Source organism: Acinetobacter sp. ANC_7504 (assembly GCF_056779995.1).
Window position 1 is genome coordinate 40,740 of the sequence record NZ_JBWYIZ010000010.1, and the last position, 21,717, is coordinate 62,456.

The 21,717-nt window shown below is 38.4% G+C and carries 19 protein-coding genes; 9 read left to right on the forward strand and 10 right to left on the reverse strand.

Features of this window, described 5'->3' with window-relative positions:
- Positions 1-21: 21 nt before the first annotated feature.
- The 3 genes from AC1M9F_RS11005 to AC1M9F_RS11015 all read left to right on the forward strand — a co-directional run bounded on the left by AC1M9F_RS11005 (position 22) and on the right by AC1M9F_RS11015 (position 2,181).
- Complete coding sequence (locus AC1M9F_RS11005; RefSeq protein ID WP_481597791.1) at positions 22-624, forward strand: IMPACT family protein; 603 nt, start codon at positions 22-24, stop codon at positions 622-624.
- Positions 611-1,228 (forward strand): DapH/DapD/GlmU-related protein, encoded by a 618-nt coding sequence (locus AC1M9F_RS11010; RefSeq protein ID WP_481597822.1) that lies wholly within the window; start codon positions 611-613, stop codon positions 1,226-1,228. The genes AC1M9F_RS11005 and AC1M9F_RS11010 overlap by 14 nt, the downstream gene beginning before the upstream one ends.
- Before the next feature lie 110 nt (positions 1,229-1,338).
- Positions 1,339-2,181 carry a universal stress protein gene (locus AC1M9F_RS11015; RefSeq protein WP_481597792.1) on the forward strand — a complete coding sequence of 281 codons (843 nt, stop codon included), beginning with the start codon at positions 1,339-1,341 and terminating at the stop codon, positions 2,179-2,181.
- 279 nt (positions 2,182-2,460) lie between these two features.
- Here the strand turns inward: AC1M9F_RS11015 and AC1M9F_RS11020 are convergent, their stop codons facing one another.
- From AC1M9F_RS11020 to mutS, 4 genes are all read right to left on the reverse strand, one after another.
- Positions 2,461-3,126 carry an O-methyltransferase gene (locus tag AC1M9F_RS11020; protein ID WP_481597793.1) on the reverse strand — a complete coding sequence of 222 codons (666 nt, stop codon included), beginning with the start codon at positions 3,124-3,126 and terminating at the stop codon, positions 2,461-2,463.
- A 135-nt stretch (positions 3,127-3,261) separates the two neighbouring features.
- Positions 3,262-3,981 carry a peptidase M15 gene (locus AC1M9F_RS11025; RefSeq protein ID WP_481587667.1) on the reverse strand — a complete coding sequence of 240 codons (720 nt, stop codon included), beginning with the start codon at positions 3,979-3,981 and terminating at the stop codon, positions 3,262-3,264.
- 131 nt (positions 3,982-4,112) lie between these two features.
- Positions 4,113-4,436 carry a ferredoxin FdxA gene (gene fdxA / locus AC1M9F_RS11030; RefSeq protein ID WP_035266386.1) on the reverse strand — a complete coding sequence of 108 codons (324 nt, stop codon included), beginning with the start codon at positions 4,434-4,436 and terminating at the stop codon, positions 4,113-4,115.
- Positions 4,437-4,671: 235 nt separating this feature from the next.
- On the reverse strand, positions 4,672-7,323 hold the full coding sequence (gene mutS / locus AC1M9F_RS11035) for a DNA mismatch repair protein MutS (RefSeq protein WP_481597794.1): 2,652 nt from the start codon (positions 7,321-7,323) through the stop codon (positions 4,672-4,674).
- A 298-nt stretch (positions 7,324-7,621) separates the two neighbouring features.
- On the opposite strand from mutS, the gene AC1M9F_RS11040 reads away from it, so the two are divergent.
- Genes AC1M9F_RS11040 through AC1M9F_RS11060 form a run of 5 tightly spaced genes read left to right on the forward strand, consistent with a single transcriptional unit; the run spans position 7,622 to position 12,481 of the window.
- On the forward strand, positions 7,622-8,872 hold the full coding sequence (locus tag AC1M9F_RS11040; protein WP_180028213.1) for a dienelactone hydrolase family protein: 1,251 nt from the start codon (positions 7,622-7,624) through the stop codon (positions 8,870-8,872).
- 21 nt (positions 8,873-8,893) lie between these two features.
- On the forward strand, positions 8,894-9,679 hold the full coding sequence (locus AC1M9F_RS11045) for an SDR family oxidoreductase (RefSeq protein WP_481590738.1): 786 nt from the start codon (positions 8,894-8,896) through the stop codon (positions 9,677-9,679).
- A gap of 21 nt (positions 9,680-9,700) precedes the next feature.
- Positions 9,701-10,939, forward strand: coding sequence for a styrene monooxygenase/indole monooxygenase family protein (locus tag AC1M9F_RS11050; RefSeq protein WP_481592092.1), 1,239 nt, complete (start codon positions 9,701-9,703; stop codon positions 10,937-10,939).
- Between the two features lie 19 nt (positions 10,940-10,958).
- Positions 10,959-11,483, forward strand: coding sequence for a flavin reductase family protein (locus AC1M9F_RS11055; protein ID WP_180028210.1), 525 nt, complete (start codon positions 10,959-10,961; stop codon positions 11,481-11,483).
- Positions 11,484-11,536: 53 nt separating this feature from the next.
- Complete coding sequence (locus AC1M9F_RS11060) at positions 11,537-12,481, forward strand: SphA family protein (protein ID WP_481592093.1); 945 nt, start codon at positions 11,537-11,539, stop codon at positions 12,479-12,481.
- Between the two features lie 48 nt (positions 12,482-12,529).
- On the opposite strand, the gene AC1M9F_RS11065 is transcribed toward AC1M9F_RS11060, so the two are convergent.
- Complete coding sequence (locus AC1M9F_RS11065; protein ID WP_092767742.1) at positions 12,530-13,567, reverse strand: AraC family transcriptional regulator; 1,038 nt, start codon at positions 13,565-13,567, stop codon at positions 12,530-12,532.
- A 457-nt stretch (positions 13,568-14,024) separates the two neighbouring features.
- Here AC1M9F_RS11065 and AC1M9F_RS11070 point away from each other — a divergent pair, with 457 nt between their 5' ends.
- The gene (locus AC1M9F_RS11070; protein WP_481593673.1) at positions 14,025-15,005 is read left to right on the forward strand and encodes an AraC family transcriptional regulator; all 981 of its coding nucleotides are present in this window, start codon (positions 14,025-14,027) and stop codon (positions 15,003-15,005) included.
- Positions 15,006-15,049: 44 nt separating this feature from the next.
- On the opposite strand, the gene AC1M9F_RS11075 is transcribed toward AC1M9F_RS11070, so the two are convergent.
- The 5 genes from AC1M9F_RS11075 to AC1M9F_RS11095 all read right to left on the reverse strand — a co-directional run bounded on the left by AC1M9F_RS11075 (position 15,050) and on the right by AC1M9F_RS11095 (position 21,702).
- A complete protein-coding gene (locus tag AC1M9F_RS11075) occupies positions 15,050-16,393 on the reverse strand; it encodes an MFS transporter (RefSeq protein ID WP_092767747.1) in 1,344 nt (447 codons plus the stop codon).
- A 98-nt stretch (positions 16,394-16,491) separates the two neighbouring features.
- Positions 16,492-17,526, reverse strand: coding sequence for an anthranilate 1,2-dioxygenase electron transfer component AntC (gene antC / locus AC1M9F_RS11080; protein WP_180028207.1), 1,035 nt, complete (start codon positions 17,524-17,526; stop codon positions 16,492-16,494).
- An 11-nt stretch (positions 17,527-17,537) separates the two neighbouring features.
- Entirely contained in the window at positions 17,538-18,029 is a 492-nt protein-coding gene (gene antB, locus AC1M9F_RS11085; RefSeq protein WP_035266119.1) for an anthranilate 1,2-dioxygenase small subunit, read from the reverse strand.
- 2 nt (positions 18,030-18,031) lie between these two features.
- Complete coding sequence (antA, locus tag AC1M9F_RS11090; protein WP_035266117.1) at positions 18,032-19,468, reverse strand: anthranilate 1,2-dioxygenase large subunit; 1,437 nt, start codon at positions 19,466-19,468, stop codon at positions 18,032-18,034.
- Between the two features lie 230 nt (positions 19,469-19,698).
- Positions 19,699-21,702 (reverse strand): esterase/lipase family protein, encoded by a 2,004-nt coding sequence (locus AC1M9F_RS11095; RefSeq protein WP_481597823.1) that lies wholly within the window; start codon positions 21,700-21,702, stop codon positions 19,699-19,701.
- Positions 21,703-21,717: the final 15 nt, after the last annotated feature.

Here is a 21,717-nt window from a genome sequence, read left to right on the forward strand (position 1 = left end):
GTTCAACCTTTGTAATTTACCATGCCATTTACTCTTGCTCAGACTTATATCTATGAAGAAGATATTAAGAAAAGCCGTTTTCAGGCGATCACCGCACCTGTGGAAAATGAACAGGATGTAAAAGAGTTTTTAAACCAGTATTTTGATGCCTCGACGACCCATCAATGCTGGGCATGGAAAATTGGGCATCAAGTCCGTTTTAATGATGATGGAGAACCTTCAGGAACAGCTGGAAGACCCATACTTGCAACGATTGAAGGGAATGAGCTCACTAATATTGTTGTATTGGTAAACCGCTGGTATGGTGGTATCAAACTCGGAACTGGAGGCTTGGTACGAGCATACGGAGGTGTAGCAGGGCAATGCTTATTACAGGTCGAAAAAATTGAACTCATCGAAAAGAAAACTGTAAATTTTAAATGCCAATTTAATGAGTGGTCGATTTTTCAATACGAGCTAAATCAACAAAAAATTGAATATATTGAAGAATATGTTGACTCTGGAGTATTGATTACTGCACGTATGCAAATTCATGAAATTGAGCCGTTTAAACTGAAAATCCAAGATGTGACTCGTGGACGTGAACAATTGAATATAGAGGATGTCGAACGTGACGGAACATGATCCTTTACTCAAGTACCGAGAACAACATAAACATCGTTTGAATTACATGCCTTGGTTATATTGGTCACTCAAGGCAAAGCATCGTGAATGGGCTGAAGCTTGGCAAAAAGATTATCAAGCCTATTTAATGGATATGGAGACTGTTGAAATTGGAGAAAATTGTTTCATTTCCCCTTTAGCCCATATTTTTGCTGAGCGTGGTCGGAAGATCATTATTGGAGATAATACTTTTATTGCCGCGGATTGTACCTTGCATGGTCCTTTAGAAATTGGGTCTGAAGTCGCCGTTAATCATCATTGTATTTTAGATGGTGGACGCGTTGGGATTAAGATTCATGACCAAGTACGGATCGCAGCTTATTGTCATCTTTATGCATTTGACCATGGCATGAGTTTAGATCAACCTATTTTCCAGCAAGCAGTACGCTCAAAAGGCATTGAGATTCATCGTGATGTTTGGTTAGGGGCGCATGTGGGCATTAAAGATGGCGTGACCATACATGAACAGGTGATTGTAGGTATGAATAGTATGGTTACTAAGGATATTCAGGCAAGAGAAGTTGTTGCAGGGAATCCAGCTCAATTTATACGAATGCGTGAATAATTCGTAACGCGAAAGATCGAATTAAATTACATAAACCATGTTCATTTGCCCGAAAGCTATGATAGTTTAAAGAAAAGAACAATCAGACATCATGTCAAAGTGAGGCAATCATGAACCGTGTAATTGCGTGTATTGATTCATCCCCATGTATTCATGCCTTAGCTGAAGCAGCAGCCTGGATTGCGGATCGAACTAAACGTGAGTTAGTCCTTTTACAGGTTTTAGATTACTATCCTGCAAGTTATCATCTGGGTGAAATTAGTGGTGTGATTGGATTTGAAAGTAATGCGATGCTCTTAAAAGAACTCGCGGAATTAGAACAAAAACAAAGTGAATTAGCTTTAGATTATAGTAATAATCTTCTTTCACATATTTCAGAAGTGATTGAAGAAAAATATGGTATTACGCCGATAAAAATTCAAGAAAAAGGCGATTTCCTCGAACAGAGTTTCAATGTTTTAAATGAAAATGATATTGCGATTATTGGTCGAGTAGGTGAGCGCTCCGCGGAAAAACACAAAAGCTTAGGGAGTAATGTAGAAAATTTTATTCGTGGTGCTCGTTGTACGGTTTTAACTGTTGGTGAAACCTTTAAGCCACCAACACGTTTTATTTTCGCCTATGAAGATTCTCAGACTTGTAAAGAAATGATGCATCGTGTTGCTAAAAGTGATTTATTAAGAACACTTCAGTGTCATTTGCTTTATGTGGGTGATCATCCCGAAATTCTTGATATCCCAGCTCAGTATTTACGTGAAGCTGGATTGGATGTGGTTGTTGAATACCGTTTTGGAGATGTCGCTGAGAATATTTTACATTATCAGCAACAACATCAAATTCAATTAATTGTGCTAGGCGCTTATAGTCGCAGTAAAGTAAAACAATTTTTCTTGGGCAGTATTACGACCAATATATTTAGAAATTCAGTCGTTCCATTGTTGGTTGCTAAATGATCAATCAATTTTGATTAATTTTACTTGATAAATATTGGTTCAACTTTACTGAATGAAGGTGGATAAATTTTTAGAATAGTAGGCTTATCTGGTTTGATTATTTTATAATCTTTTAATTAAAATACATGAAAATCAGTTATTTGCCATAATATTTTATTTTTATCCACAGGAATACAAACAGGAATCGGGGATAACTTTTTCAGGGCTTTAGTGCAAAAAAAAGGAGTATTCAAATTGATGAATACTCCTTTAAGTGATACTAATGACTAGTATTAAGATTTATTTGACAATCGCCAGTGCAAAACCATCATGTCCTTTACTGCCGACCGTTTGTAAGGCTGTACTCGACAGTAGTCGAGGATGATTCTGCATGAGGCGGTACATTTCACGAATACCTTCGATGCTTGGTTTGACATTTTTTTCATCCAGAATATCACCAGCGCGAATCACATTATCTAAAAAAATAATGGTACCTGAGCGTGAAAATTTAAGTGATAGTTCTAAATACTCTGGGTAACTTTGTTTATCAGCATCGATAAATATAAAGTCAAATGGCTCAAAATTTTCAGGTAAAGATTTGAGAATATCCGCAGCACGACCGACTTTTAATTCAACCGTTTGCTTTAATTTCGCATTGTCGATATTTTCTTGACCGAGTGCTGCATGTGTATCACGACCTTCGATCGTGAGAATATATCCATCGTCAGGAAGGGCTCTTGCTAGCCACAGGGTGCTATAAGCCGCAAAGGTTCCAAGCTCTAACACACGCTTACACTGATTCATTTGAATCAACATTTGTAATAACATGCCTTGGTTAGCAGCAACTGCTAGATGGTCAGGAAAACCCTTATCAGCTGTATTTTGTAGAGTCTGAGTTAAAATTGGATCTTCTGGCATCAGATGAGATTCAATATAAGCATCAATATCTGACCATTGTTGTTGCATAACTGAGTACCTTTAGGGAGTTCAGTGCATTGTAATCGTTTCGAGTGAATGTGCAAATTTCTGATGCTTTGATGCTGAAAAATCAGTCAAAAAAAAGAGGTCAAAGACCTCTTAATTTAATCTGATCTTCTAAAATTAATAATGGCATAAAGATGTATTTCGAGTCAGATCAGGTCCCCAAGTACGGTAACCTTGAGTATCAATATGTATTTGACCAGTCGCATACAAACCTAAGCCCATATTTAAGCTTTGACCATAATTTTGCCAAAATTGGCATAATTTAAATTTAGAATTTTCGATGAAGGCATAATCTTCAGCCTGAGGAAATTCAGGACCAATTCTGAAATCAATGGCTGAGTTATACAAGTGTCGAGACGAACCTGCACCACCAGCACATTGATTTAATGGAAGGTCACGATATACAGATGTAACCTCAAAATCAGTTAGAATCCTTGCTGCAACGAGATATTTAAATACTTTCAATGTCGGTAACTGATTCGACCATAGCTCACGGTTTGGAACCATATATTCAGATTTACCACATTTCTGCCAAGCACGTGCTGATTTAAAGAGTTCAAAACTTGGGATAATATTGCCAACATTATTACGTTCTAAGTATTGTTCATATTCTCGTGCTTCAGCTTGGTTATTTCCTTGCATCAGCCAAACACGATAAGAATTCGGCATGACTTTTGGTCGCGCTGGACGTTCATAGGTTATTTTTTCTTGTGGAATATATATGCGTTGACCATCATTGGTGACGATTGTTCGTCCTTTTTGAGGGGAGGACGTACATCCAATCAATATCAACGATATTGCACTGATTGAGCACAAGCCCTTCAAAATTAATTTCATTATAAATAAATTTTACTAAAGCAAATAAGTTTCTATTTTATGCTAATTGATTATCAAGAATGCGTATAAATTGCAAATAAATGTACCAATTGGGTATAAAAAAGATCAGCCGAAGCTGATCTCTCATTGGATTATTTTTCTAAATATTGCAATTTGTTTGGTTTGCCATTCCATTCTTCACGGTCTGCTGGTTGATCACCAATCTGGGTGATGTTTGGCCATTTTTCAGCAAGTTCAGCATTGAGTTCGATAAAGACTTCTTGACCTTCAGGCAGTTCATCTTCCGAGAAAATGGCATTAGCAGGGCATTCAGGCTCACATAACGCGCAGTCAATACACTCATCTGGATTAATGACTAGAAAGTTTGGACCTTCATAGAAACAGTCAACTGGGCAAACTTCTACGCAGTCTTGATACTTACATTTAATACAATTTTCAGTGACAACAAAGGTCATGGCGTCAGCTACCTAAAAAATATGGTTCTAATAACGAATGCTGTATTTTAGGCAAATTGAACGAAACTAACAATTCCTTTTCTTGATATTTAATATAGGGGATGCTACTAAATCAGTAATATTTATGATGAGATCGTACTAATTTGCAAATTCTCAGGCATTCTGCCTCTGATTTCAAAAATCATGATAAAAAAAAGCCAGCAGTTCACTGGCTTATTGCTTGAGTATGCTTGAACTAAGATTTTTGGAGTAATTGTTTGAGTTGGTAGAGTTGGTCTAAAGCCTGTCTTGGACTTAAGTCATCTACAATAATTTCTGAAAGAAGTTGTTCAACTTGAGAAGGTTGATGAATTTCAACCACTTTTTCAACTTCAATAATTTTTTCTACAGGGTTACTATTTGAAAATAAATCTTGAGAGAACAAATCTTTTTGCACAGGTTGGGTTTGCAATTGGAGTTTCTCTAGTTTTTTAAGTTTAGCTTGAGCCTCTTTAATCACGTTTTGAGGAATACCTGCTAGTTTAGCGACCTGTAAACCATGACTTTGACTTGCAGGACCTTTTTGAACCTTATGCAATAAGATGAGATGACCATTCACTTCTTGCGCAGTGACATGATAATTATCAATACACGGATCCATGCCTAATTCTGTTAATTCAAAATAGTGCGTTGCAAAAAGACATAAACATTTAATGCGATGCGTCAAATCAAGAACACAAGCCCAAGCTAATGACAAACCATCATAAGTGCTTGTGCCACGACCTACTTCGTCCATCAATACCAAAGATTGTTGAGTGGCATGATGTAAAATTTGAGAAGTTTCCGTCATTTCCACCATAAATGTAGATTTGCCAGAAGAAAGATCGTCTGCTGAACCGATACGCGTAAAGATCCGATCAATAGGTCCCAATTTGGCAGATTTCGCTGGAACGAAACTACCGCAATATGCTAAGAGCGTAATTAACGCCGTCTGACGCATGAATGTGGATTTACCACCCATATTTGGGCCTGTGATAATCGACATACGATGCTGCACATCTAGATAAGTATCATTTGGGGTGTAAGGCGTTTTAATCAGTGATTCAACAACGGGATGGCGTCCTGCTTGAATGTGTATTCCAATTTCAGGGCTAAATTCCGGACGATTCCAATTATATAATCTTGATAGATGTGCGAAGTTTGTAAGAACATCCAGTTGAGCAATAGCGCTCGCCATCATTTGAAGATTGGCGATATCTTGACGTAATTCATCCAATAACATTTCAAACAAAAGTTTTTCACGAGCCAATGCACGTGATTCGCTTGAAAGCACTTTATCTTCGAAAGACTTCAATTCAGGGGTGATATAACGTTCAGCATTTTTTAATGTTTGACGACGAATATAATGGGCAGGAGCTTGTTCTGCTTGCGCTCTGGTTAATTCAATATAGTAGCCACTCACTCGGTTATAACCGATTTTTAGTGTGTTTATACCTGTTGTTTCTCTTTCTTTGATTTCTAAATCAATTAAAAATTGTCCTGCATGATCGCGTATTTGACGAAGTTCATCCAATTCATGATCAAAACCATTTGCAATGACATTACCATCTCTGAGTAGAACAGGTGGGTTTTCCACAATGGCTGACATGAGGCGATGATGTAAACCATTAAAGTCACCCAATTCCTCATTCAGTTGATTGATTAAAGCGGATTGCGGTGTTGAGGTCATTGGTGCTAATGCATGGCGTAAATACGGGATCTGAGCACATGCTTGACGTAGTTGCACTAAATCACGTGGTCGCGCACTTCCTAATGCCACACGGCTGAGTACGCGTTCGATATCACTGATTTCTTTTAATACCAGACGAATTGGAGCTTCATGATAGCCAGATAATATGGTTTGTATCGCATCTAGACGCTGATCCAACAACGCAGTATCACGAATCGGTTGCATTAACGTTCGACTAAGCAGTCGGCTACCCATAGCCGTTTGGCATTGGTTGGTTAAATCAAATAATGAAGTGCCATGCTCAAACAAAGGATCAATAATCTCTAGATTTCGTCGCGTCACAGGATCAAGTGCAATAAAGTCGGAGCTTTGTTCAAGTCGAATTGAACGAATATGTGGCAATGCCGTCTTTTGGGTATCTTTGGCATAATGAATTAAAGCTGCCGCAGCTGCTTTCGCCAACTCAAGATGCTCAATTCCAAAACCAGATAAAGTACTTACGGCGAATTGATCACATAAAGTTTTTTGCGCATTATTCAGATTGAAGTCTACGTTTGGGCGTTTTGTAACGGGACAATCAAGAATTTGCTTAATCTGTTCAACCACTTCTGGATGCTTGAAATCCTCATCAATCAAAAGTTCACTTGGCATAAGACGCGCAAGTTCCAGAGGAAGTTGTTCAGCTTGAAAACTTTGTTGTTGGACTTTAAAAATACCTGCACTGAGATCTAATAGGGCGATACCAATTTCATCAGATTTAATACAGATGGATACTAAATTTGAACTCTGATGGGCATTCAGCAATGCGTCGTCTGTCAATGTACCCGGTGTAATAATTCTGACTACACCACGTTCAACAGGTCCTTTACCAGTGACTTCCCCAAGTTGTTCACAAATAACAACGGTTTCACCTTTTTTAACTAAACGCGCTAAGTATCCTTCTGCTGCATGATACGGAACTCCAGCCATTGGTATCGGTTGTCCATTCGCTTTACCACGGTGGGTTAACGTAATCCCTAAAATTTTGGCGGCTTTATGCGCATCGTCAAAAAATAACTCGTAGAAATCACCCATACGATAGAACATTAACGAATGCGGGTGCTGTAATTTCACCGTCATATATTGCTGCATCATTGGCGTCAATGTTGAAAGATCGATATTGGATTGATCTAAAGTCATCTTTGAAAAAAACCTGTAGTTAAATTTTGAAACGAAGAAGTACTGCTCAAGCTTAGCATGAGAAAAAATGCGTAAATCGATTATAAGATCTATTTTTAGCAAAAGATAAATGAGTCGAACCTATATTATAACCAACGACTCAATTTCGTTCATTGAATAATTAAATTCGATATCCATTTATGCAAATTCTTTGTGTAAAGAATCAGCAGTCTCTGGATAGTCTCCGCATCTTTTGGACAGTTTGTTATCGCATTTCATTTCATGATCAGATCATATTCGATGTCTTAGGGAAGAAAAAATGACAGGTCAAACGATTGAGATCACTACCAAATCGGGGAATCGCTATTCAGGGTATTTGGCAGTCCCAGAAGCAAAGAAAGGTCCTGGGATTGTATTGTGTCATGAAATATTTGGTATCAATGCAGCGATGCGAGCAAAAGCTGACTTTCTCGCAGAGGAAGGCTATACCGTTTTAGTCCCTGATCTATTTTGGCGTACTGCACCAAACATTGATTTAGGTTATACACCTGAGGATTTTGAAAAAGCTTTTCAACTTTATCAGCAATATGATGAAGATCAGGGTGTAAATGATATTCGTGAAAGTTTAGATTTTTTAACGACTTTAGATGCGTGTGACACGACTACGGGTCAGTCAGTGGTTGGATATTGTCTTGGTGGAAAACTTGCATATTTGGCTGCATGCCGTATTGATAACTTAGCGTGTTCGGTTGCTTACTACGGTGTAGGCATTGAAAAAGCGCTCGATGAACTCTCGAATGTGAAGGGTAAGCTTGTGCTACACATGGCTGAACTTGATCAATTCTGTCCAGCTGAAGCGCGAAATCAAATTACTGAAGCATGCGCACAATTTAAACATATTCATGCTTATGTTTATGAAGGTGTTGATCACGCATTTGCACGACCGAACAGCGATCATTATCACAAACCATCGGCGCGATTTGCCCATGAACGTACCGTAACAGCATTACATGAAACGGTTGGCCCTCACTATGACTTAGTTGCATTGTGGGAAGAGCATATCAGACATGAGTTCGACACGCGCGATGTACCAGCAACCATGGCAACGATGGTCGCTCAACCATATGTGAATCACATTCCAACGTTGACAGGTGGTGTGGGATATAGCCAGTTAGCGCGATTCTATCGATATCATTTTGTACATCAAAACCCTCAAGATATGAAAATCACCTCAATTTCTAGAACTGTGGGATCTACTCAGGTTGTGGATGAATTCATCATGAGTTTCACTCACGACACTGAAATTGATTGGTTATTACCAGGTATAAAACCGACTGGAAAATATGTCGAAATTCCAATGTTGGGGGTCATTCAGTTTAGAGGTCCAAAACTTTGTCACGAACATATTTATTGGGATCAAGCTTCTGTACTTGTCCAAATCGGATTACTTAATCCAGAAGGATTGCCTGTTGCAGGTGTAGAAACAGCGAAAAAACTTTTAGATGAAGATATTCCTTCAAATGGCTTGATGCCAAGTTGGGAGTCGAGTGCTGGTAAGCCAATCGAATAATCAAAATATATGGGGCAAAAAATGGAATTAAATATTAAAGATAAAGTTGCCATTGTCAGTGGAGGATCAACGTTGATTGGACAGGCTGTGGTTCAAAGTCTCGTGAATTTAGGGGCTAAAGTTGCCATTTTAGACATTGATGACTACGGAAAAACCATAGCTGCGCAACATCCTTATGAAGTGATGTTTATACAAACTGATCTAACTTCAGACATCGCAATTCATGAAGCGGTGAACAGCATTAGAAATCATCTAGGTGAAGTCAGTTATTTAGTGAACTTGGCATGTACCTATCTTGATGATGGTTTCAAATCACCACGATCAGATTGGTTAAAAGCATTAGATATCAATTTGGTATCTATTGTTGAGCTAACGCGTGCCGTATATGAAGATTTGCAAAAAAATAAAGGGTCAGTGGTGAATTTCACCTCGATTTCAGCGCAATGTGCTCAAACGGGACGTTGGTTATATCCAGTTTCTAAAGCGGCAATTTTACAACTGACCAAATCGATGGCAATGGATTTTGCGCCAGATGGTATCCGTGTCAACTCAGTTTCACCAGGTTGGACTTGGTCGAGAGTGATTTCTGAAGTGAGTGGACAAAATCGTGCGAAAGCTGATGCTGTAGCAAGTGATTATCATCTCTTGGGACGTTTGGGTAATCCGGCAGAAGTGGCAAATGTAGTGACATTCTTATTGTCGGATGCTGCAAGTTTTGTGACTGGCGCAGATTATGCGGTAGATGGTGGGTATTCAGTCATGGGGCCTGAAACGAATCAACCCGCAATACCACGTTTAGCAGAATAAATTAAATATTGGAGAATAAAGATGAGAAAAATTGCAATTGTTGGTGCAGGTCAGTCAGGACTTCAACTTGGATTAGGACTGCTTGATAAGGGATATGACATCACGATTTTGTCGAATAAAACTCCTGATGAGATTCGTCAAGGTAAAGTCATGTCTAGTCAATGTATGTTCCATACTGCGTTACAGACTGAGCGTGATTTAGGATTAAATTTTTGGGAAGAGCATTGTCCAGCGGTAGAAGGTATTAGTTTTGCTTTGGTTGATCCAGCAAGTGGTGAAAGAGCATTTAAATGGAGTGCGCGATTAGAGCGTTATGCTCAATCTGTTGATCAACGTGTCAAGATGCCTTATTGGCTTGAAGAGTTTCAGCGCCGTGGAGGCAAGTTTGTTCTCCAAGATGTCGGTCTAAATGAATTAGAACATTTGGCTGACGAGTATGAATTAGTGCTATTGGCTGCGGGTAAAGGTGAAGTGGTTAAAGAGTTTGTACGTGACGCAGAACGTAGTACTTTTGACAAACCTCAGCGTGCATTGGCTTTGACTTATGTGAATGGAATGAAGCCAATTTCACCATACTCGAGAGTGAGCTTTAATATTATTCCTGGGGTGGGAGAATATTTTTGTTTTCCTGCGCTTACAGTAAATGGTCCATGTGACATCATGGTTTTTGAAGGAATTCCTAATGGTCCTATGGATAGCTGGGCTGAAGTTAAAACACCAGAAGAGCATTTAAATAAAAGCTTAGAAATTCTGAAAGAACATTTGCCGTGGGAGTATGAGCGTTGTCAAGACGTAACGCTTACGGATAATGGCGGATATTTAGCAGGACGTTTCCCACCAACGGTACGTAAACCCGTCATGACATTGGCTTCTGGTAAAAAAATATTTGGTATGGCAGATGCATTGGTGGTGAATGATCCAATCACAGGTCAAGGATCAAATAATGCAGCTAAGTGTAGCAAGGTTTATTTCGATGCGATCTTAGCACACGGTAATCAAGCGTTTACTGAAGATTGGATGGAGTCAACGTTTGAGAAATATTGGTCATATGCTGAAAAAGTCGTGAGCTGGACAAATAGTTTATTGGTTCCACCTCAACCTCATGTTGTTGAGCTACTAGGTGCAGCCTCTCAAAATCACAATTTAGCTTCTCAGATCGTTAATAATTTTGATGATCCACGTAACTTTTCACCGTGGTGGTTTGACGAAAACGCAGCGAAAGAATTATTAGAAACAGATCAAGTTTCTCAAGTGGCTTGATGGAACTGAGGTGTTAAAAATGGATGTATTAGATAAAATTAATCTGCAAGAGATTGACATCAGTAATCCTCGCGAGATTCGTAATCTTCTTGGTCAGTTTGCCACAGGTGTTACCGTAATCACCACACGTGGAACGGATGGACGAAAAGTGGGTATGACAGCCAATTCATTTTCTTCGTTGTCATTAGATCCACCGCTTGTGTTGTGGAGCTTGTCGAAAACAGCACCAAGTTTGCCCGATTTTGTTGCAGCTGAGCACTTTGCAGTTCATATGTTAACGAAGGAGCAGCATCAGCTTTCTACCCATTTTGCCCGTGGTGCACAAGATAAGTTTGCCACAGTTGATCATGGTGAATGTGATACTGGTGTTCCATTACTGAACGAAGCACTTGCTACACTTGTTTGTAAAAATGTACAGCAATACGAAGGTGGTGATCACTTGATTTTTATCGGTGAAATTCAAAAATATCAACAAACTGCTGGTGAGCCCTTAGTATTTCATGCTGGTCGTTACCAAATTGCAGCGAGCCATCCAGACCTTTAATCATTGTTTTAAAAACCACGATGAATAATCGTGGTTTTTTATGGGAAATACACATGAAAAATAAAATTATATTAAGTGCTTTAACCTTGTTTACTACAGCAAATTCATCACATGTTTTTGCTTATGATTTACCGACTGTGAATTTGGGTATGACCAGTTTTCTAGATGGTGGACTACCAGCTGGACCTGGTTGGTATTCGCAAACGTATTTTCAACATTATGACAGTGACAAGTTGAGAGATGCGAGTGGACAAAAGCTTCCATTGCCCAAAACAGATTTAAATTATCAAGTGATTGTCGAGCAATTAAGTTACATGTCGACCTATAAACCGACTGCTCATTCAAGTCTAGGTCTGAATTTACTTATCCCTTATTTAAGTAAAATCAGTGTTGACGATGGTTTAAATAATCAAGCTTTAAAAGCTAAAAGTGGATTTGGAGATTTGATGATTGGTCCATTTCTCCAGTTTGATCCAGTCATGGGTGAACAGGGACCAAAATTTGTCCATCGAATAGAATTACAGATAAATTTGCCAACAGGGGAATATCAGCAAAACCGTGATATTAATCCGGGTAATAATGCATTTTCCTTCAATCCATATTGGGCTGCAACGTATTGGTTTAATCCGAAATGGACAGCTTCGACACGCGCTCATTATTTGTATAATTTTAAAAATGATGATCCAACTTATGGTTTTGGTGCTGCTGATGACATCCAAGCGGGGCAAGCAGTACACATTAACCTAGCATCTGAATATGCTGTACATGATCAGATTCGATTGGGTTTAAGTGGGTACTATTTAAAACAGCTTACCGATACTAAAGTTGATGGTGTAAAAGTCGATGGTCGCAAAGAAAGTGTGTGGGCAGTTGGACCTGGACTTATGTATAGTCACTCGCCAAAAAATCATGTAGTCGCAAATGCATATTTTGAGCATGATGCAAAAAATAGAACTGAAGGCGATCGATTTCAAATTCGATACATTCATCATTTCTAATCAAAAAAGCCTGTGATTTCACAGGCTTTTTTATTGACAGACATAAAATTAAGAGAAGAGTGAATTTTGTGTAATCTTACGCGTTGATGATGGCAGCTCGCCATAACGACGTTTGTACTCTTGTGAAAAACGACCTAAATGAGTAAAGCCCCACTTAAATGCAACATCAGTGACCGTGGCATGTTCATTATTCATCAGTTCAAGATGAGCTTGTTCAAAACGAAGCTCACGTAAATATGCCATAGGGGTAATGCCAAAATGGTTTTTGAATCCTGCAAAGAGTGTTCGTGCACTTACACCTGATTGTTCCGCCAAGACTTCTATGTTGAGTGGTTCATGTAAGTGGTGGTGAATGTATGCTTCAGCACGTTTGATAAAGTAGGGCGCTAATTTTTTCTCATGATGAGAATTTGCTTTAAAAAAAGCATTATTTGGTTGTCCATAAATTAGCGCATTAAATAGATTTGATTCAAACTGCTTAAATGCAAGTGGGTGGTGGAGAGGATGATGCTCACATTTAAGTGCATCCATCATGGTTCTCAAAAGTTGCAGAAAATAACCACCAGATTGAGTGGTAAAATCAAGTCGAGGATTAAAAATTACATTTTTTTGTTCAGATTTCACGATATGTTGCTGACAATGATGTGCAAAATCATCTTTTGAAATTTTGAGAATGAGTTGAGGGGAGTGAGCACGCCAGCGCATTCTGAGTGATTGGTCAGGTGAGATAATTGACGCTACTTCTGAGTATGAAATAAATTTATCTTGACCAAATTCAATTTCAGCATAGCCTCGAGTAGGAATCTGAATAAGATAAAACTTTTCAAGTTGATCTGGTTCGATCAATACATCTGCGCCATATTCCAAGCGGCTGATAGAAAGAGCCCCAGTTTGAACATGATGCATGCTTGCACTAAAATTTTTAGCTGATTTTAACACTTTAAGAGCATGAGGCTTAAAAATTTGCCCTACATTTTTACAAGTTTCGCTCAAATCTGCTTGATTGAAGACCAAGTTTTGACTGTTGAAAATTGATTCATTACTAAAATTTTGCCCAGTTAGCTGAGAGGAATGAAGCTGGTTCATTGTGAATCCTTTTGGCTCATTAGTAGTCCGTACCATGACAGTAGTGTTAAATTGATATCATGGAATGAGATTTACGATATAAATAAATGAAGCAATATTCAGACCAGAAATAATAATTTTAAAATTTAATAGCTATAGTGGTAATTGAAAAAATTACATTTATTTATATCAGTCCTATCCTTAGGACGTTATTTAAAAATCTATCTCTATAATCGCTGAATGTCAAATAAAACCGAATTTTTTATCATTGTAATTTTATATAAGTTAATGAAAAATAATAAAAAATTAAAATACCTATTAAGTAATATAAGATACCAAATTAGTATTTTTTAATTTACTAATCTGTGTTCAAAAATATATTTAAATATTTAGTCGAAGCGAAGAGACTTTATTTCGACATTATTATTAAAAATGTTTTATAGTATTTATCATGATTCAAAATAGCTAGGTGAACAGGATGATCACACTCAGCCAACATAAGGATCTTAGTCACGCATCGCGTGAATTGAATGTTGCTCAACGATTAATGAGCCTTATTTGTGGTTCACATCAATTAGAAACTGCTCGTAAAGATCAGCTTGATTTTCATTATTCAGGTATACGCTTGCCGAGTAAAAAAATGGCAATTGGCTGTATCAGTTATGGCACAGATGTATCTATTCAAATTCAGCAGCTAGGTGCATACAGTATCAGTTTGCCTATTCATGGACAGCAAACATTGCGTATGAATGGAGAAACTCATTTATCACATAGTAATAATGGAATCATTGTTTCTAGTCAGGATCAGCAAGAACTCATCATTCACCGTAATTGTAAAAAATTTCAAGTGGTGATTCCTGAAGAAAGTGTCAAATCAGTACTTTCCAATTTGCTTTCTAAACCTGTTAAAGAGCGGGTGATTTTTGAGCCAGATATGCCATTTAGTGAAGATAACTTCCTAAGATTGTGGTGGAATAATATTCAACAATGTTTATCGCTCAGGCAAGATTATTCGCGTTTTGATGGTTTAAATCTGCTTTCTCAAGATTATGAAAGTTTTTTGATTAAGGCTTTGCTTTTAACCCAGCAGAATAATTATTCCAATGAATTAAGATCGCTCCAAGAGTATCAGCTTCCGAAGCCAGTCATGGTGGTCAGAGAGTTTATCCATCGTTTTGCTGATCAAGAGTTGGATGCATCAGATTTAGTCATGATATCGGGAACTTCAAAATCGACTTTATACCGTGAGTTTCAACAAGCGCTGCATATGAGTCCTATGGATTATTTAAAAAACTATAGACTTGAACAGATTCATCATGCTTTGCTGCAGAACAATGCAAATATTTCCATTTCGAGATTGGCTTATGACTGGGGATTCAGACATTTAGGACGATTTTCTCAAGAATACAAAGCCAAATATGGGGTTCTCCCGAGTGAAACACTTAAAATAATGGTTTAAAAAAAAAGCCCCTTGATTGGGGCTTTTTAATGACTGAGTTGAGATTACTGCGTTACCTCTGCAGTTGCAGTATTGGCTGATTCAGGTTGTTTTAGTCCTTTTAATGCGAGCGCAATAAACGAAATAAATGTCGGAATTGCTAGGACATAGAAAATACCTGCAAGAGATAATTCAAAAGTAAAAATCAGTGATCCGTAGAACGCACCTAAGATCGCACCGATACGACCAATACCATGCATCCATGAAACACCTACACCGCGGCACACTGAAGGGTAGAACAGTGCTGTTAATGGAAGTAGTGATGATTGAGCACCCACTAATAATGCGCCAATTAAGAAAATTGCAATACCGAGTAAAACAATACTTTGGCTTACGAATGCTGCAACGAAGAACAATACAAATGCTGCGAGATAAGAATATTTAATCACAGTATTTGGATTGACTTTGTCCATATACCACCCCATAAAGCATGCACCTATTACACCGCCGAATGGGAAAATCGCTGCAATTAAACTAAACTGTTCTGTTGTGAATCCAGCGGTTTTAAGAATAGTTGGCATCCAGCTGGTTAACAGATAAAACACCATTAGGCTGGTAAAGCAACACAGCCAAAGCATTGCCGAACCCCAAAAGTATTTGCTAAACAAAATTTTAACAGGGCTTTGTTTAGGATCTAATACTTCTGCTTCAGGTAGAACAAATACAGTACTTTGATCAAATGTTTGACCGTGAATTTTCTCAAGAATTGGTTTTGCTTTTTCTTGACGATTTTGTTTGATGAGGTATTGAGGTGATTCAGGTAACTTGGTAATCAAAAATACCAATACAATAAGTGGGATTACACCGCCAATAATAATGACATTTGCCCACCCTTGATTCTCTAATAAGAACGCAGATAAGACACCGCCACTTGAGATCCCTAACATAAATCCGCAACCTGCTAATCCGGTCAGGAATGCTTTACGTTTTAGAGGCATGTATTCGGATACCATTGTACTGATATTCGGCATAGCCGCACCAAGTCCGACCCCTGTAATAAAACGATAGATCATAAGTTCTTGCGTGTTAGAAGCAAATCCACACATGATGGTGAAAATTGAAAACAACAAAGTCGTCATTACGATGACACCCTTGCGTCCAAATTTATCTGATAATGGTCCTGAGATAATGGCGCCGATCGACATGCCTACTAAGGCCGCACTGAGCACAGGTGCTAGATCTGGTTTTGAAATACCCCAATCATCTAACAATGCTGGTGCAATAAAGCCTAAGATGCCAGTGTCTAATCCATCACAGAAAAAAACCAAAAACCCCAGAAAGAAAACTGTCCATTGTAAAGGGGACATTTTTTCCCGATCAATAACGTCATTTACAATTATTTTTTGCATTTAAAATTTCCATATATTCAAACGTTAGAACAAAAAAGGACTATCGTTTGCAAAGAATATTAACGATAGTCCTTAGTGATTGTCATCAGCTCATTTAATTATCTTGAGCTATGACTTTGAATAAACTTCTCACTGTAAACACGTCCGTTGTCTATCTGGTGATCAGCTAACCAATTTTTGACAGCATCGATCATTGGTGGCGGACCACACAAATACATATCGAATGCTGATTCGCTTAATTGCGATTGATCTAAATGTTCGTGGATAAATCCTTTTTTTCCAGTCCAATCATTAGAAGGTTGTCCGATTACGGGATGATACTCAAAGTGTGGAATCTTAGCTGAGTATGCTTTTAACCTTTCTTGTTCACACAAATCTTGCTCTTTGTTTACACCATAATATAGATGTACTGGTGGAATTTGAGGTTGTTTCACAATTTGATCTAGCATTCCTAAAAATGCTGACAATCCAGTACCTCCTGCGACAAAGACTAATGGCTTTTCCTTTTCCACTTCGCGAAGATAAAAACTTCCTAAAGGTGCTTCGAGTAAAATTGTATCCCCAACTTTTGCTCGATCTCGCAGATAGTCACTCATGAGACCTTGCGGGAGTAAGCGAATTAAAAACTGTAATTGATTACCTTCATTGGGTAAATTGGCAAAGGAATAAGAACGCCAATCATTTGCACCAGGAATTTTTAATCGAGCATATTGACCCGGTAAATAATCAATTTTCTGCGTATGTTGACTGGCATCTACATGAATGATTGCCGTAGTTTCAGAGACTAATTCTACGTGAGTCACTTTGGTTTCGAGTTGAAGTGTTTCACCAGCATTACAGAAACTTGAGTCATGATCGAAATAGAATGCAGCATTCGATTGCACTCGTGTTTGACAAGCTAAAATTTTACGCTCTGCCAGATCACGTTCGGTTAATGCTTCTTCATCGACATAATCTTGAGTGTAATTGCCACTTTCACATTGCCCTTGACAGGTTGCGCAAACGCCTTCACGGCAGTCTAAAGGCAATGTGATACCTTGACGGAACGCAGCATCAAGTAAAAGCTCATCATTATTCACAGAGATAAAGAACGTTTTACCATCTGCAAAGTTGAGTGCAACAGAATGACTCATTCTTTTACTCCTTAAACGTGATAGAAGTCGAGCACAGAATCAATTTTGTCATTCAACAAAATGGTGTGCTGTTTACGAATGCGGAAAGTATCTTCATGTTGACGAAGGATATAAGTGACATGACCGTAAAAATAGCCTTCTAAACCTTGGCGGTTATAGAATGTCGACCAACCCGCTTTAACTTCTAATAATCCGTCTTCAAGTGTTTTTACACGGATGTTGTGAATCGCATGCATGAGACGCGGAAGGGGCGTAGCTGATGCAGCTTTACCAGTTCCTATACGGAATACGCGATCTTCAAGGCCAGCACGGTTTTCATAATAGATATATGAAAGCCCTTGGTTTGGATCAGTGACGTATTCATGGTCACTAATCCATTGTGGAATGTGGTATTCGCTGTCTTCGTCATAGAGTTCTAGATATGCGTCCCATTCATAGTTGTCACAAAGCGCAGATTTTTCATATAAAAATTGAGAAACTTGATGTACAAGAGCTTGTGTCATGATTAAGCCTCCTCAGTTGTCGCTTGTGATGCAGGGCATTCGTGTGGTTCAGAAGTATCTTCAGTGAGTTTAAGTGCTTTATTTTTTAAGCCTTTTAACATGAGATCGCGCCAAACTTGGTGTTGATTGACATATAAACCTTCTTGAGTGATTTCAGTACCCGTGATGACTGGTTTGATCCCTAATGTTTGAGCATTCGGGCTGTCGCCATAATTCCACTTGTGATAACCGCGCGAAATGTCACTCCAGCGTTCTAAACGAGCTTGGAAACCACGCTGTTGTTCACGGAATTCGACTAAATCGTCAGGTGTGCCTAAGCCCGATACGTTGAAGAAATCTTCGAATTGACGAATACGGTTACGACGTGCTTCAGCCGACTCACCTTTAACACCAATACACTGGCTAATGACTTCAGTTTTATTCCACGCAACTGGACGAATAATACGAAGTTGCGAACTGATTTGATCCATAAAGAAAAGGCTTGGGTATAAGTTCAAGTTTCTGAGACGATGCATTGCCCATTCAGCACGTTTTTGACCATATTTTTCAACCAGATATGGCATCACAGTTGCGTAACCAGGACGTACAGTTGGGTTAGGCATGTCACTAAACAAAACGTTATGACCATTTTTAAATGAGAACCAACCATCATCAGTTGTGTCATCACCAGCACCTAATTTACTGTAATCAAGTGTGTCCTTTGGTCCAGTCCCTTTTTGTGCATTCAGTTGCTGACGATATTGAACTGTAGAGACATAGTTATAGTGAACAGTACTTACGTGGTAGCCATCTACACCATTTTCATTTTGTAGCTTCCAGTTTCCAGCAAAGGTATATGCTGATTTACCCGGTAAAACTTCTAATTCACCTGTAGGTGATTGTTCAACCATAAGATCAAGGAAAACACGTGTATCTCCTAAATAATCTTCTAAGGTGTCTGTAGCTGTTGTATCTAAACTAACGAAGACAAATCCTTTATAACTTGCAATACGTGCTTTTTTTAGACCTCGTGATGATTTATCAAAGTCATCACAATACTCACCAGGAGCTTTAACTTTTACGAGGCGACCATCCGATTTGTAACACCAAGCATGGAACGGGCAGGTAAATGTGGATTGATTACCTTTAGCAACTCGGGTCAATGTAGCACCACGGTGCTCGCAGGCATTGACCATTGCATTTAAATTACCTTGACCATCACGGTTAATGATGAGCGGTTGGCGACCAATTTGAACAGTGACAAAGTCATTTGGTTTTGGAATTTCACTTTCATGACACGCGTAGATCCATACCTTTTCAAAGATCATTTCCATTTCTAGATCAAAAAGTTCTGGTTCAGTAAACATGTCACGTGCGATACGATAGACGCCATCCTCTGGTCGAAAATCGATACATCCTTCAATAAAATCATGCCATTCGATGCTGCTACGAGATCCCATGGTCTAACTCCTTATATCACTTGATTTCATTTATCTTTGAATCTATTGAACAGTGATTAACGGAGTCAGGCTATCCAGTTTGTTCTAATCGTTATCCATTTTTTCTCAAATATTTTATAGAGAAGGTAGTTAAAAATATGAGTGGGATTCAAAAGTCGTCCTTTGGGACTATAAAAACAAAAAGCCGATGCATCTTTGATACATCGGCTGATAAAAGCTAAAGGAAATCGTTATTTGGCAATTCCAAGCTCTGTCAAATGAAGTCTTAGGAGTCGTCTTAATTCCAAAACAGCTTCAGGCGTTTCCTGAATTGAGTGACCACCTTTGATAATAATCTCAGATTGTGCCCCTTTAAGATGCGCACTCTGATAAGGCACGATCCCATCTGACATAACAGTAGGATCTTTACTCTCAGTCACATTCCCCATGATGGAGTGAAATTTAAATCCTTTAATTGGCGTCACAGGTGAGGTTAATTTGGTGAAAGGAGAGTTGTGACTCAGATCACTCGGACCATTTTGAATCAATCCATGACCTAAGTCTTTGACAAAATGTTTAATATTAATATCTTTATCTGAGAGCGATTCAGCAAATGCACCCAAAAATGCACCTGGCAATTTGATCACTTTACGAGCAGCTCGTGTAAACCAACGATCAGCATAATCTGTGCCTCTATGCGGTGCTGCTAAGAAAATAGCACGATTAAATTGTGGCACAGGTTTGATTTGTAAACGAGCTTTAAATAAAGGTTCATTCTTAAAACGGCTAATTTGAGAATTTTTTAATTGAGACAATGCAGGTTGTGTTAAATCAGCTTGGCTCACCAATAATCTTGAAATAATACCACCCATACTATGTCCAATCAGAACTGCATCTTTAGCTGACGCCGTAGATTGATCAAGTGAATTAAATGCTTGTTGAATGATCGCATTCACCTGAAAGCGACTTTCTAAAATTGGCATATTGGTTGAGTAAAATACTTGCCAAACTTGATAATGCTCTCTTAGAACATTATCACCCATAATGTCATTGGTTAATGCAATCCAAGCTTCTGGACTGCTTGCAAGTCCATGCACCAAAACAATAATTTTTTTGTTTGGATTATAGGGTTCGAGCATAAAGAGATGAGGCATTGTGATTGTATTGTCACGATCAATCAAACTCAAATATGCAGCAGCACCTAAGTTATTTTCGGCAAGCCACAAACCATAAGGTGCAGAATAATTCGCAGCTAAGGGATAAACTTTTCCACCTACTTTTAATTGATCTAATCCATAAGGATCATAAATATTCAGGGTGAAATGCGGGTCATTCAGAATATCCTCTACATTAGTTTGACGCGCAGGCTCAGCGGTCATCGTGACTGAAAGATAACGTGGTGGATGAATGTTAGGATTACGACCATTTTTATAAGCGTGATTTAATGGATCTACAATATATTTACCCGAATCGCTATTTCGCTCTGGCGCTGGAAGCGTTGCGACAAATTCCGCACCGAAACCATCTCGACGGTTAATCGAACGCAAGCCACTAAAATTGAGATTGTAGCTTGAAAGCAGGCTATCTAATTTTTGATTAGCAATCTGAGGGTAATGGTCATAGTTGATGGTATAAATGCTTTCACCAATTTTTATTTGTTTGGGAACTTTTTCACCCGTATAGCGCATACCATAGGTCATCACCATTTTCGCCAAGGCTTGATTGTAGAAATCTCGTATTTGAACTTGTCTATTATCGAAAATACGGTCGCTTGGTTGGCGTTTTGTCTTGAATAGATAGGCATAACTATAACGAATACTTTTATCAAGCATTGCTAACTGTTGGTCAAGACATTGACTATAGTTTTCTTGATGAATTTTTTTCTTTTCTTCTGACTGATATTTATTAATTAAACTGGTATTACAAGCTGAAGAATTACTGAGGGCTAATGCCCGTGTCAAATATGCTTCACTTGCAGTTGAATAAAGTTGTTCATCTTGAATTTGTTTAATTTTTTTTAGATCAGATACACATTTATCGGGATCATTAGAACAACTTTCAGCCTCACTGCCTGTCATTGAGAGAACATTCAGACTCGCTTCACTCATTTTTTTACGCGTTAATATGCTATCTCGTTCATTCGCGATCGAGACATTAAGCGCTTGATTTTTTACACTGACGACTTGGCAACCTGTCATAAATAGTGGTGTTGCGATCAGTAGGGCGCCAATGTATTTATTGTTCATCATAAACATATTTTCAACTGTCAG